10 protein-coding genes are annotated in these 13,492 nt (G+C 67.2%); 7 read left to right on the top strand and 3 right to left on the bottom strand.

Annotation, left to right across the window (positions count from 1 at the left end):
* Window positions 1-107: 107 nt before the first annotated feature.
* Complete coding sequence (locus H9Q09_RS11050; RefSeq protein WP_024352361.1) at window positions 108-1,289, bottom strand: ABC transporter substrate-binding protein; 1,182 nt, start codon at window positions 1,287-1,289, stop codon at window positions 108-110.
* 324 nt (window positions 1,290-1,613) lie between these two features.
* Between H9Q09_RS11050 and H9Q09_RS11055 the strand changes: the two genes are divergently transcribed.
* On the top strand, window positions 1,614-3,992 hold the full coding sequence (locus H9Q09_RS11055; protein WP_187391054.1) for a bifunctional salicylyl-CoA 5-hydroxylase/oxidoreductase: 2,379 nt from the start codon (window positions 1,614-1,616) through the stop codon (window positions 3,990-3,992).
* A 27-nt stretch (window positions 3,993-4,019) separates the two neighbouring features.
* On the opposite strand, the gene H9Q09_RS11060 is transcribed toward H9Q09_RS11055, so the two are convergent.
* A complete protein-coding gene (locus tag H9Q09_RS11060) occupies window positions 4,020-4,559 on the bottom strand; it encodes a biliverdin-producing heme oxygenase (protein WP_187391055.1) in 540 nt (179 codons plus the stop codon).
* A 55-nt stretch (window positions 4,560-4,614) separates the two neighbouring features.
* On the opposite strand from H9Q09_RS11060, the gene H9Q09_RS11065 reads away from it, so the two are divergent.
* On the top strand, window positions 4,615-6,792 hold the full coding sequence (locus H9Q09_RS11065) for a histidine kinase dimerization/phosphoacceptor domain -containing protein (RefSeq protein WP_187391056.1): 2,178 nt from the start codon (window positions 4,615-4,617) through the stop codon (window positions 6,790-6,792).
* An 87-nt stretch (window positions 6,793-6,879) separates the two neighbouring features.
* On the opposite strand, the gene H9Q09_RS11070 is transcribed toward H9Q09_RS11065, so the two are convergent.
* Window positions 6,880-7,914, bottom strand: coding sequence for a GntR family transcriptional regulator (locus tag H9Q09_RS11070; RefSeq protein WP_187391057.1), 1,035 nt, complete (start codon window positions 7,912-7,914; stop codon window positions 6,880-6,882).
* A 236-nt stretch (window positions 7,915-8,150) separates the two neighbouring features.
* On the opposite strand from H9Q09_RS11070, the gene H9Q09_RS11075 reads away from it, so the two are divergent.
* The 5 genes from H9Q09_RS11075 to H9Q09_RS11095 are packed head-to-tail and all read left to right on the top strand — an operon-like array spanning window position 8,151 to window position 12,848.
* Window positions 8,151-8,894 (top strand): SDR family oxidoreductase, encoded by a 744-nt coding sequence (locus tag H9Q09_RS11075; protein ID WP_187391058.1) that lies wholly within the window; start codon window positions 8,151-8,153, stop codon window positions 8,892-8,894.
* Window positions 8,891-10,015 carry an Ldh family oxidoreductase gene (locus tag H9Q09_RS11080; protein ID WP_187391059.1) on the top strand — a complete coding sequence of 375 codons (1,125 nt, stop codon included), beginning with the start codon at window positions 8,891-8,893 and terminating at the stop codon, window positions 10,013-10,015. Before H9Q09_RS11075 ends, H9Q09_RS11080 begins: the two co-directional genes overlap by 4 nt.
* Window positions 10,016-10,044: 29 nt before the next feature.
* Entirely contained in the window at window positions 10,045-11,049 is a 1,005-nt protein-coding gene (locus tag H9Q09_RS11085; RefSeq protein WP_187391060.1) for a C4-dicarboxylate TRAP transporter substrate-binding protein, read from the top strand.
* A gap of 30 nt (window positions 11,050-11,079) precedes the next feature.
* Window positions 11,080-11,574, top strand: coding sequence for a TRAP transporter small permease subunit (locus H9Q09_RS11090; protein ID WP_187391061.1), 495 nt, complete (start codon window positions 11,080-11,082; stop codon window positions 11,572-11,574).
* A complete protein-coding gene (locus tag H9Q09_RS11095; protein ID WP_187391062.1) occupies window positions 11,568-12,848 on the top strand; it encodes a TRAP transporter large permease in 1,281 nt (426 codons plus the stop codon). Before H9Q09_RS11090 ends, H9Q09_RS11095 begins: the two co-directional genes overlap by 7 nt.
* The last annotated feature ends 644 nt before the right edge of the window (window positions 12,849-13,492 follow it).

Here is a 13,492-nt window from a genome sequence, read left to right on the forward strand (position 1 = left end):
GGCGTGTGGTTCGTCGCAGGGTCCGGCTCGCGCCGGAAGTCGCATGCGCGACGTGGGTCGTTCAGGCTCCGGCCCGCACCTGGCGAGCCGGAGCCGGAGGTGGCCGGTTACTGCATCTTGCAGTCGGCGGCGTAATTGTCCTGGTAGTCGTCGAAGATCTTCTGCTCGATCTGGGTCTGGTACTTGCCGTCGTCGCGCTTGGCGACCTTGACCAGATAGAAGTCCTGGATCGGGTAGTGGTTGTCGCCGATGGAGAAGTCGCCGCGCAGGGACTGGAAATCGGCCGCCTTCAGGCCGGCGCGCAGGGCGTCCTTGTCGGAAAGGTCGCCGCCGGCCGCCTTGATGGCGCTGTCGATCATTTGCGCCGCGTCATAGGCCTGCATGGCGTAGGTGCCCGGCACGCTGCCGTACTTTTCCTCATAGGCCGCGACGAAGGCCTTGGACTGCTCGTTGTCCATGTCCGGGGCCCAGTTGGCGCCGCCGAAGAAGCCGACGGCCGCGTCCTGCTGGGCCGGCAGCGTCGTCTCGTCGACGGTGAAGGCGGAGAGGAACGGAATGTTGTCGAGGCCGGCCTGGCGGTACTGCTTGACGAGGTTCACGCCCATGCCGCCGGGCATGAAGGTGAAGACCGCATCGGGCTGCTCGGCGGCGATCTGCGCGAGTTCGGCCGAGAAGTCGAGCTGGCCGAGCGGGGTGTAGATCTCGTTGACCACCTCGCCCTTGTAGGAGCGCTTGAAGCCGGCGAGCGAATCCTTGCCCGCCTGATAGTTCGGCGCCAGCAGGAACAGCCGCTTGTAGCCGGTGTCCTCGGCATATTTGCCGAGCACCTCGTGGACCTGGTCGTTCTGGTAGGACGAGACGAAGAGGTTGGCGTTGCACTCGGCGCCGGCGAAGTTCGAGGTGCCGGCATTCGGGCTGATCAGGAAGGCGCCGCCGTCGGTGACCGGCTTGGCGATGGCCATCAGGATGTTGGAGAAGATCGGCCCGACGACGAAGTCGGCATCGTCGCGCTCGACCAGCTCGCGCGCCTTGTTGGCGGCGATGTCGGGCTTCAGCTCGTCGTCGACCGTGGTGATCTCGGTCTCGAGGCCGCCGAGCTTGCCGCCCATCGTCTCGACCGCCAGCATGAAGCCGTCGCGGCCCTGCTCGCCGAGCACAGCGGCCGGGCCGGACAGGGTAAACATCAGGCCGACCTTGAGCTTGTCGTCGGCGGCGTCCTGCGCGAGCGCGCTGCCGGTCAGGGCGGTGGCCGCCAGAAGGCCGAGGGCGACGGTGCGGATCATTGTCATTCCTGCATCTCCATGCAAAGTTTCTGCGGCAGATCCGGCCCCGCCTCGGCGGTCCGTGCCCCTTATTCGGCATGCGGCGCGGCGCCTCTGCGCCCCGATCTGAAAATTAGTTTACACATAAAATAGTGCCTCGCAACCGGATTGGCCGATTTTTTGGGCGTGCCTAATTATGCTGCAGTGCGGCGGCTGTGAATGCACTGCGGTGAGGACGGGCGGCACCGAGAATCTGGCCGCGACGCCTTGACCCATGCCCCGCTCCACGGTGATAGTTTAACTCTAAAATATCTGGTTGCGGGTGTCGGTCCCGCCTACAGGAGAGCAGCGATGCGCATCACCGTAATCGGCGGCGGCCCCGGCGGCCTCTATTTCGCGCTGCTCACCAAGAAGCAGCGGCCCGACTGGTCGATCGACATCTACGAGCAGAACCAGGCCGAGGACACGTTCGGCTTCGGTGTTGTCTTCTCCGACGAGACGCTGCACGAATTCCTGTCGCGCGACCGGCCGTCCTTCGACCGCATCCGCCACGAATTCGCCTATTGGGACGACGTCGCCATCCACAAGGACGGGCGCGAGATGCGCTGCGCCGGGAATGGCTTTGCCGGCATCTCGCGGATGAAGCTCCTCGCCATCCTGCAGCAGCGCTGCCGGGAGGAGGGGATCGGCCTGCATTTCGGCGTCTCGGTGCCGCCGGAGGAGATCGCCACGCGTTTTGCCGATTCCGACGTGGTCGTGGCAGCGGACGGCGTGAATTCGCGTATCCGCGAGCATTTCCGCACGGCCTTCGAACCGGATGTGGCGATCAAGTCGAACCGCTTCTGCTGGATGGGCTCGACCCGGCCGATGGACGAGTTCAACTACTTTTTCCGGCGGACCGAACACGGCATCATCTGTGCCCACACCTACCAGTACGAGGCGGGCCGCTCGACCTGGATCTTTGAGATGGACGACGCCTGCTGGCGCGGCCACGGCTTCGACGGCATGGACGAGGCGGCATCGAAGGCGGTGCTGGAAGCGCTCTATGCCGACGAGCTGCAGGGCCATCCGCTGCTCCTGAACCGGTCGAACTGGCGGCAGTTTCCGCGCATCTTCTGCAATCGCTGGTCCCACAACAACATCGTGCTCCTCGGCGACGCCAAGGCCTCGGCGCATTATTCCATCGGCTCGGGCACCAAGCTCGCCATGGAATGCGCCATCTCGCTGTCGGACGCGGTGGTCGCCCATGGCCCGTCCGACGTTCCGGCCGCCTTCGCGGCCTATGAGGACGCGCGGCGCACGCCCTGCCAGATCACCCAGCACAATGCCGACGTGTCGCTGGCCTGGTTCGAGCATATGAACCGCTCCTGGGACATGGAGCCCGAGCAGTTCGCCATGGTGGTGATGTGCCGGGCCAAGGCGATCACCTACGACAATCTGATCGTGCGCGATCCCGGCTTCGTGGAAGCCGTCGACACCGCCTTCTACGAGCGGGTCTATCGCGAAACCGGCGAGGATTACCGCAAGAGCCGGCCAACGCCGATGTTCACGAGGTTCAAGCTGCGGGAGATGACGATCGAGAACCGGGTCGCCATGTCGCCGATGGCGCAATATTCGGCCGATGCGGACGGCAACCCGACCGACTGGCACTTCGTCCACTACTCCTCCCATGCGCTGGGCGGGGCCGGGCTGATCTTCACCGAGATGACCTGCCCCTCGGCCGATGCGCGGATCACCCCGGGCTGCACGGGCCTGTGGACCGACGCGCAGGAAGCGCAGTGGAAGCGGATCGTCGACTTCGTCCACGCCAATTCGACGTCGAAGATGGTGCTGCAGCTCGGTCATGCCGGGCGCAAGGGGTCGACCCAGCTCGGCTGGGAGAAGATGGACATGCCGCTGGCCGACAAGGTGGCGAACTGGCCGATCCTCTCGGCCTCGCCGCTGCCCTATCACGACGGCATCAGCCAGGTGCCGAAGCCGCTGGACCGGGCGGAGATGGACCGGATCACCGCGGATTTCGTCCAGGCGACGGAGCGGGCCGACCGGGCCGGCTTCGACATGCTGGAGCTGCACTGCGCCCACGGCTATCTGCTGGCCTCCTTCCTGTCGCCGCTGACCAACCATCGCGACGACGCCTATGGCGGCTCGGTGGAAAACCGGCTGCGCTACCCGCTGGAGGTCTTCGCCGCGATGCGGGCGGCCTGGCCGGCGCACAAGCCGATGTCGGTGCGCCTGTCGGCCACCGACTGGGCCGAGGGCGGGATCAGTGAGACGGACGTCTTCGCGATCTCGGAGGCCTTCGCCGCCGCCGGCTGCGACCTGATCGACGTATCGGCGGGCCAGACCGTGGCGGATCAGGCGCCGGTCTACGGCCGGATGTTCCAGGTGCAGTTCGCCGAGGCGATCCGCAACGTGCCGAAGATGGCGGTGATGGCGGTCGGCGCCATCACCGAGGCGGCGCAGGTGAACACCATCCTGCACACCCGCCGCGCCGACATCGTCGCGCTCGGCCGCCCGCATATGTGGAACCCGTATTTCAGCCGCGAGGCGGCGGCCTGGTACGACACCCGCAACCAGCCCTGGCCGAAGCAATATATCTCGGGCCGCGACCAGGCGCATCGCGAACTGACCAAGAAGCGGGCGCAGGAGATCGAACTGCGGCGCAAGGCCCGTCCGCGGCCGCACGACGCCGATGCGAGCGATTCGCCGGCGCGCCAGGCCGCCGAGTAGGGCAGGGCGCCGGGTCGGGCGGGCCGGCTAGCCGGCCTCGGCGAGGGCGGAGTGTTCGAAAAGGGCGAAGCAGGCGGCGGCGGCCGCGATCGCGCTGGCGATCGTGGTCTCGTCCTGGCCTTCGCCCCAACCATCGAGGTCGGCGAGCACGCTTCGCCAGCCGCCGCGCTCGTGGCGGGCCGACAGAAGGCGGCGCGGATAGGCGACCGGCACACGGCGTTGCAGCACCGCGCCGCCGAGCCGGGAGCCCTCCAGAACATAGTGGATGCCGCGCGCCGCGACCGGCGACACAGGGCCGTCGAAGGGCGCCGACGGGGGAATGTCGATGCCGAGTTCCTGCAGATCGGCGACTGCCAGATCGGTGCGGGAACGGGTCGCGGCTACGGAAATGCCGTCGGCGACGATTGCCTCCACGGCGGGCAGCGCCCTTGCATGGGCTCGCAGGAAACCGCCATAACCGGACCGTGTTGAGAGGTCGAAGGCACTGAAGGCGGTGTCGACCCGCAGATGCAGTGACGCAGTTTCCGTGCGCAGGCGTTCGGAAAACGTCCCGTTCGGTGGTGGCATGCAGTGATCCGTCGCTCGTGACACGTTCCCGTCCGACGTCGACAGGAGGCCACAGGTGAAAGCAGATATCCCCGCCAGTCTGCAAGACTCCCTGCGTGCGGTTTCCGAGGACGAGCTGACGCTCTGCGATCGCGAACCGATCCATATTCCCGGCTCGATCCAGCCGCACGGCATGCTGCTGGTCGCCGACCGGGGCACGCTGGACGTCGTGGCGGGTGCGGGCGACATCGAGGGCCGGCTCGCGCCGCAATGGCTCGGACGTCCGCTGGCCAGTCTCATCGGCAGCGCGGCGGTGGAAATTGCCCTCGGGATCGAGGACGAGACCTCTGCGGTGCTCGATCCGGTGACCGGGCTGGAGAACTCGCTGGACGGTGTCGCGCACCGCACCGGCGAGTATCTGTTGATTGAGCTGGAAGACGCGGAACGTGCGGGCGCGAGCACCGCGCGCATCTTCACCCGGATCGAAGAGGCCGGTGCGGCCCTTGCCCGGACCCATGATCTCCTCGATCTCTGCGAAGCGGCGGTCCAGCAGTTCCGCGCGATCACCGGTTACGACCGGGTGATGATCTATCGCTTTCACGAGGACGGCGCCGGCTCGGTGGTGGCCGAGGACCGGGCCGCGCATCTCGTCTCCTTCCTCAATCACCAGTTCCCGGCGACGGACATTCCGAAGCAGGCGCGGGCCCTCTATATCCGCAACCGGATCCGGGTGATTCCCGATGTCTGCTACGAGCCGGCGCCGATCCGCGCCGCCGAGGCCGGGCTGTCGGAGGTCGATCTGTCCGATGTCGGGCTGCGCAGCGTCTCGCCGATCCACATTCGCTATCTGCAGAACATGGCCGTCGGGGCCTCGGCCTCGATCTCCATCGTCATGGACAGGCATCTGTGGGGGCTGGTGGCCTGCCATCACGACGAGGCGAAGACCATATCGCTGTCGGACCGCACCGCCTGCCGCATCCTCGCCCATACGCTGTCTCAGCAGATTGCCGCCAAGGACGAGGCGGAACTGACGCGCGAGCGGGTCCGGATCCGGGCGAGCGAAGATACGGCGCTGGCGCTTTACGACCCCGAGTCCAGCTTCGAGAGCTTCGTGGAGGGTGCCGGCTCGGAGCTTTGCCGGATGCTCGGGGCCGACGGCCTGGCCGTCCTGTCCGGCACCCAGATATCGACCTTCGGTCGCTGCCCGGACGAGGCGGACCTCCGCACGATCGGCGAGTGGGTGAAGGACAAGGCGGCGCCGTTTCCGTTCCTCACCGACCGGCTGGCGTTGCATTGGCCCGAGGCGGAGGCGTTCCAGTCTCTGGCCAGCGGTCTCTTGGCGGTCTCGCTGTCGACCGAGACGCCGATCTGCCTGATCTGGCTGCGCGCGGAAAAGATCGAGACCGTCGAATGGGCCGGCAATCCCCACAAGGGCGCCTCGACCGATCCGAATGCCGTGCTGACGCCGCGGTCGTCCTTCGAGACGTGGAGCGACACGGTCCGTGGTCGGTCGCGGCCCTGGTCGATCGCCGAGGTGGAATCGGCCAGCCGGGTTGGCCGGCTGCTGCGCGAGCGCCGTCAGGCGATCCGGCTGAAGGAGCTGAACCGCGATCTCCTCGAGACCGTGCGCGAGAACCAGCTGCTCCTGCAGCAGAAGGGCTTCCTGCTGCGGGAGGTGAATCACCGCGTCCAGAACAGCCTGCAACTGGTCGCTGCCTTCCTACGCATGCAGGCCCGCGACCTCGACGACGCGGCAACGAAGAGCCAGCTCTCGGAAGCGCAGCGCCGACTGAACGCGGTCGCGCTCGTCCACCGACGGCTTTATTCGGGAGAAAGCGTCGAGATCGTCGATCTCTCACGCTACATCCGCGACCTGTGGACGGACCTTGCATCGTCGATGGACGGGGCCTGGGCGGAACGGGCGCGGCTCGACCTCGCACCGGTCCAGATCGCGGCCGATCGTGCCGTCCATGTCGGGCTGATCATGACCGAACTGGTGATCAACACCCAGAAATACGCCTATGACGGCAAGGCCGGTCCGCTGGCGATCCGCCTCGACCAGCATCTCGGTCGGTTCCGGCTCGCCGTCTCGGATCGGGGTGCCGGCAAGTCACGCGACCATCAGGGTTTCGGCTCGAAGATGATGCGCGCGATGGTCGATCAGATCGAGGGCACGCTGGAAGAGGCCGGAAACCGGCCCGGTCTCGTCACCACGGTCAGCGCACCGGTCGAGCGAGCCCTGCACCAGGGCTGAGGCGAGTTGCGCCGCGGCGGCGTTCTTCGCCGCAAGATCTGTCGCGCGCCGTGAAGCCGCCCAGCGGCCATGGCGTCCCGGTCGGCATCAATCCGCCGGCAGGCGTTCCAGATAGGACAGATCCTCGGCGTCGAACTCGCGGCGGATGAGGTCGACGCGGGAAATCGCGCGGTCGCCCGAGATGATCAGATGGTCGGCCAGCGCCTTCGCGGCTTTGTCCGTCTCGCCGGCCAGCAGATGGTCGATCACCGCCACATGCTCGGGCAGGAACGGTTCGGCGTCGAACAGACGCGGCGTCCAGCGATAGAGGAACCGGTGGGCGATCAGCAGCGACTGGGGCAGGGTGATCGCCTGCATCAGTGCGTAGGTGCCCGACAAATCGAGCAGCGTGACATGGAGGTCCTTCTCCAGCGCGTCGAGCGTCGCGCCGGTGACATCGCCCGCCGCCATCGCCTCTTCCAGCCGGGTCCGCATCTGCATCAGCAGTGACGCCGACGCGTGGGGCGCCGCCTTGGTCAGGGCGATCGGCTCGAGAATCGAGCGCAGTTCGTAGAGTTCGGCGATATGGTCGGGCGTCAGCGCCGGCGCGTACCAGCGGCCGCGATCGTCCTTGCGCAGCACGCCGCGTTGCTGCAGGCGGCCGACCACGTCGCGCGCCACGGTGCGGCTGACGCCGTAGTGGCGGGCGAGCCGCGCCTCGTTGACCCGCCAGCTGGCGAAGGAGATCCGGGCGATCACCTGGTCCTCCACCTCGCCATAGATCCGCTCCCAACTCGGTGAGGATTGCAGCGGGCTGCCGTCATGGGTGGGCGACGCCGTATCGCCGGGCGAGGGGGCCTTTCGTGTTGATGCGCTGCCGGCCAGGACGGCATAGCCCTTGCCCTTCACGCGTTTGACGAGGCCCTGCTGCTCCAGTTCCGACAAGGCGCGGCGCACGGGCGCACGGCTGATGCCGAGCCGCTCGGCCAGCAGCGATTCGGTGAGGTGGCCCGACGCCGGCAGGGTACCGTCGCGGATCTGTTCGGCGATGAGCTGCGTCGCCCGCTCGTAGAGGCGCGGCGTGACGCCGGAAACGCTCTCCGCATCGATGTCCTGGACCCTCTCGGCGCGCCCGTCAGGCATCGTGTCTCCCTCGCAACCCGGCGGATTCGGCCGGTGCCAAAGTGTTTCGAATGTCGCCCATGGCGTCAAACCGGATGCCGACCCCCGGGACGCGATCGTCGCACTCGCCGCTTCACAAGCGCTTGCGATCGCCCGGCTATCGGCCGCCGCTCTATCCCCCCTTTTCTCGCCGACGTTGATATGTATAGTGTAGACATACGACATCGAGCGGGGGCTCGTGGCAGGGAGGAACGGGAATGAGCGGACGGCTCGAAGGGCGGCGAGCATTCGTGACGGGGGCCGGCCAGGGGATGGGCCGCGCCATCGCGCTCCTGTTCGCCGAGGAGGGTGCGGCTGTCGTTGCTGCCAGCCGCACCCTTGCCAAGATGGACGACCTGCCACGTCTGGCGCCGTCGATCACGCCGGTCGGTCTCGACGTTACCGATCGGGACGCCGTGCAGGCGGCGATCGCCGCTGCGGGTGATCTGGACATTCTGGTCAATTGCGCCGGCTGGGTTCACAACGGCAGCATTCTCGACTGCAGCGAGGAGGATTGGGCGAAGAGCCTGGAGCAGAACGCCACCTCCTGTTTCCGCACCATCCGCGCGGCATTGCCCGGGATGATCGCCCGCGGGCGCGGCTCGATCATCAATGTTGCCTCGGTCGCTTCCAGTATTACCGGCGTCGCCAACCGCGCCGCCTACGGCGCCAGCAAGGCGGCGGTGATCGGCCTGACCAAGCAGGTCGCGCGGGACGTCATCCGCACCGGCGTGCGCGTCAACGCGCTGTGCCCCGGCACCACGGCCTCGCCGTCGCTCGAATCCCGCATCGCGGCCAGCGCCGATCCCGAGGCGACCCGCCGCGAATTTGCCGAGCGCCAGCCGATCGGACGCCTTGGCGAGGTCTCCGAAATGGCGGCCGCGGCGCTGTATTTCGCCGCCGACGATGCGGCCTTCACCACCGGCCAGATCCTGGTCGTCGACGGCGGGCAGACCCTGTGAGCGCGGTCTCCGACCAGACCGGCCGCCACGGCGCCCGCATTGGGCTCGACGAGCTCGCCCGCTTCTGCAGGGCCGCCCTGTCGGCGGTCGGTGCCGACGAGGCGACGGCCGAGGCGGCGACGCGGGCGATGGTCCACGGGTCACGCTGCGGCGTCGACAGCCATGGCGTCCGGCTCCTGCCGCATTATGCAACGGTGCTGCGCGAGGGGCGGGTCAACCCGCGGCCGACGCTTTCCTTCACGACGAAGGGCGGCGCGGTCGCCACGCTCGATGCCGACGACGCCCATGGCGCGCTGGCCACCTACAGCGCCATGGACCGTGCGGTCGAGATCGCCGGCAGCCAGGGCATCGGCGCGGTGGCGATCCGCAAATCCTCGCATTTCGGCCCGGCCGGCGCCTATGCGCTGGCGGCGGCCGAGCGCGGGGCCATCGGCATCGTCATGTGCAATTCCGACGCCTTCGTGCGGCTGCATGGCGGGGCGCGCCGCTTCCACGGCACCAACCCGATTGCCTGCGCCATTCCCAATCCGGACGGAGCGCCGTGGCTGCTCGACATGGCCACCAGCGCAATTCCCTACAACCGCGTCAAACTCTACGAGAGCCTCGGCGTGGACCTGCCGGAGGCGGTCGCCTCGGATGCGGAAGGCCGGAACACGGCGGACCCCGCGGCGGTCGAGATGCTGGCGCCGTTGGGGGCGGCCTTCGGCTTCAAGGGCGCCGGCCTTGCCGGCCTGGTCGAGATCTTCAGCGCCGTCCTCAGCGGCATGGGGCTGAGCTTCGACCTCCTGCCGATGGGCGGGCCGGACCTTTCGACCCCGCGCGGCCTCGGCGCCTTCGTCATGGCGGTGCGCACCGATGCCTTCGTCGACCGGGAGATATTCGATCGCGGCATGCGCCGCTATGTCGGCGAACTGCGGGCCAGCGCGACGGCGCGCGGCGCTGAGGTCATGGCGCCGGGCGACCGGGAATGGGCCGAGGCGGAGCGTCGCACCGCCTATGGCGCGCCGGTGGACCCGGCGACGATGACAGAGTTCCGGTCCCTGGCGGACCGGTACGGGCTGGAGATGCCGGCGAGCGCCGGGTCCGGCTCGACGCCGCCCGCGCAGACGGGCGCAAGCTGACCACGAGATCGCAACAGGGAGGATCGACAATGAGCGTGCTGGCAAGGCATCTGAAGACGCTGTCTCTCGCGGTGGGGCTCGGCCTCTTCGCGCAAGGGGCGGTATTCGCGCAGGACAGTTTCGAGCTGCGCTTCAACCATGTGCTCGGCCCCAACGAGCCGTTCCACAAGGGCTTCGAGGCCTGGGCGGAGCGGGTGAAGGAGCGCACCGATGGCGGGCTGACGATCCAGGTCTTCCACAGCGCCCAGCTCGGCGTCGAGGAAGACATCATCGAGCAGATCCGCCAGGGCGCCAATATCGGCCAGAACACCGACGCCGCGCGGCTCGGCACCTATGTCCCGGGCATCGCCGTGGTCAACGGGCCCTATTTCGTCGGCTCGCTGGAGGAATCCTTCAAGCTGGCGGATTCACCCACCATGCAGGAATGGCAGGCGGAGCTTGCCGAACAGCACGGGCTGAAGGTCGTGTGCTTCGACTGGGTGCAGGGTTTCCGCAATTTCTACACCAATGCGCCGGTGCGCACGCCGGAGGATCTGAGCGGCCAGCGCATCCGCACCCCGCCGGCCCCGATCTGGCAGGAATCGATCCGGGCGCTGGGCGCCGAGCCGGTGGCGATGAATTTCGGGGACGTCTATCCCGGCCTGCAGCAGCGGGCGATCGACGGGGCCGAGCTCGTCTATCCCAACATCACCGCCGCCAATCTCAACGAGGTCGTCGACCACGCCAACGAGACCAAGCATATCCTCCTGACCAATTTCCAGGTGGTCAGCTCGCAATGGTTCGACGGCCTGCCGTCGGAATACCAGACCGCGCTGGTCGAGGAATGCCGCGCCGCCGGCCAGGCAACCTCGGCGGAGATCGAGGAGGCGACGCAGACGGCCAAGGCGACCCTGAAGGAGCGGGGCATGACGATCGTCGAGGACGTCGACATGGACGCGTTCCGGGCGGCCGGCGAGAAAGCCTACGAGACGCTGGGTCTCGTCGAGGCGAAGAACAAGGTCCAGGAAGAGATCGGCATCAAGGCGGGCCAGTAACGGTCCGACGCGACGCCGGCGGGGAGATCCATGCCAAGCCTCTATCGGTTCATCCTGCGGGCTGAGGCATTCCTCGCCGGCGTCCTGTTGATGGCCATGGTCGCGCTCATCTTCGCGGGCGGCGTCGCCCGGATGATGCACACGCCGATCAACTGGACGATCGATCTGGCGACCTGCGCCTTCGCCTGGGCCTCGTTCCTCTGCGCCGACATCGCCTGGCGCAGGGGCGCGCTGATGTCGATCGACATCCTGCCCGAAATGGTGCCCGCCGGCGTGCGGCGGGCGCTGGAATACGTCAATTACGGGTTGATCGCGATCTTCCTCGTTTGCGGCATCTATGCCGGCACGCTGCTCGCCTGGATCAGCCGGGCGCGCAGTTTCCAGGGCATTCCCGGGATCAGCTATTCCTGGGTGACGATGAGCCTGCCGGTCGGCTGCCTGCTGCTACTCGTCACCACGCTTCTGAAAATCCGTGACGCGCGGCGCGCCGCGGTCCGCGCCGAGGGCGCTTCGCCGCCATGCTGATCGTCACCATCGCCTTCGTCGTCCTGATTCTGATGGGCATGCCCATCGCCTTTGCGATCGGGATTTCCGGGGCGCTGTTCTTCGCCCAGCATCCCGAGCTTCCCTTCACCATTCCGGTGCAGGTGACGGTGTCCCAGACCCAGAATTTCGCGCTCCTGGCAATCCCGCTGTTCATCGTCGCCGGCAATTTCATGAACCGGTCGGGCATCACCGAGCGGCTTCTGGACCTCGCCTCGGTGTTGACCGGCCGGCTGCGCGGCGGGCTGGCACAGGTCTCGCTGGCGCTTTCGGCGCTGATGGGCGGCGTGTCGGGATCGGCGATCGCCGATGCGGCGATGCAGAGCCGCATGCTCGGCGACGAGATGACCAGGCGCGGCTTCACCCGCGGCTTTACCGCCGGCATCCTGTCCTATGGCGCGGTTCTGACGCCGATCATTCCGCCGGGCATCGGCATGATCCTCTACGGGACGATCGGCCAGGTCTCGATCGGCCGGCTGTTTGCCGCCGGTTTCGTGCCCGCGCTGCTCCTGTGGATCGGGCTGGGCTTCGCCGTCTGGCTGACCGCCCGGCGACGCGGCTACCAGCCGCAACGCCGGACGCGGCCGAAATTCGCCGAGGTCACGGGGGCCTTCACCGGCGGCATCTGGGCGCTGCTGTTTCCGGTCTTCCTGCTGGTCGGCCTGCGCATGGGCGTCTTCACCCCGTCGGAGATCGGGGCGTTCGCCGTGCTCTACGCGCTGTTCATCGGCGTGCTGGTCTATCGCAAGATGCGGATGAAGGGCTTCGTCGAGGGGCTGGAAAGCAGCCTGGCCGATGTCGGCTCGGTGATGTTCCTGATCGCCCTGTCGGCGATCTTCAGCTACGGCATCGTCCTCGAGCAGGTGCCCGAGACCGTCGCCGGCTGGATCGTCGGGCTGACCGACAATCTCACCGGCGCGATGATCCTGATCTGCGTCGTGGTGGTGGTCATCGGCTTCTTCATCGATGCGACGGTGTTGATCATCATGCTGACGCCGATCGTCCTGCCGGTGGCGCGCGATCTGGGTGCCGACCCGGTGCATTTCGGCATCGTCTTCATCATCGCCGCGACCATCGGCAATTTCACGCCGCCGGTCGGCGCGGCCATGTATGCGGTCTGCTCGATCCTGCGCTGTCCGATCGGCGAGTACACGCGGGAATCTGCGCCGTTCCTGGCGGCGGTCGTCGCCGTCACCGTGCTGCTCATCCTCCTGCCGTCCATCGTCCTCTTCGTCCCGAACCTGATCTTCGGGTGAGGGCCGGCTCGTCGGTCGACGGTCGTGCCGGAAGGATGGGAGACCGAGAGGGCGCTGGCTCGTTCGGGTATCCGGATGCTCTGACCCCGCCGATAACGCGCACATGGCGAATAGCCCGGCAGGGGAGGGGACAGGCCGAGCCCGTGCAGGCGAAGGATCCGCGGTGGTTCGCTCACGATAGACCGCCGGGCCGACCGGCTAGAACAACGCCCGCATCCCGGGGCCGTACGGGGCCCGCCAGGTGCCGCGATCGACCAAATGACTTTTTGCGAAGTTTTTGCGACTGTGGTCGTTGACAGGTCCGGATGGGGTGGCCTATATCGCGTTCATCGACGACGGCGGTGGCGCCGGAGCGGGCCGGACGGTCCGCTGAGAACTGGTTCGGGGCAAATTGTTCTGACCGGTTCGGTTTTGCGCCGCCATCGTCATCATCTATCGAGAGCCGCTTTGCAGCGACCCTCCTCGGGGTATGACCGGACTTGTCCGGATGTCCCGCCGCCATCGTTTGTTCGATTGCGTGCTCTTTGAAAACTGAAGATTGAGAAGAAAGAGAAGCGTGGGCGGCGGATTGTTTGCCTGGAGCTTCGTGTCGGTTTCCTTTCCGATTGCGAGGCATCCATGAGAGAACGATCGATCGTTATCAC

Source organism: Aurantimonas sp. DM33-3, from assembly GCF_014334315.1.
GTDB lineage: Bacteria > Pseudomonadota > Alphaproteobacteria > Rhizobiales > Rhizobiaceae > Aurantimonas > Aurantimonas coralicida.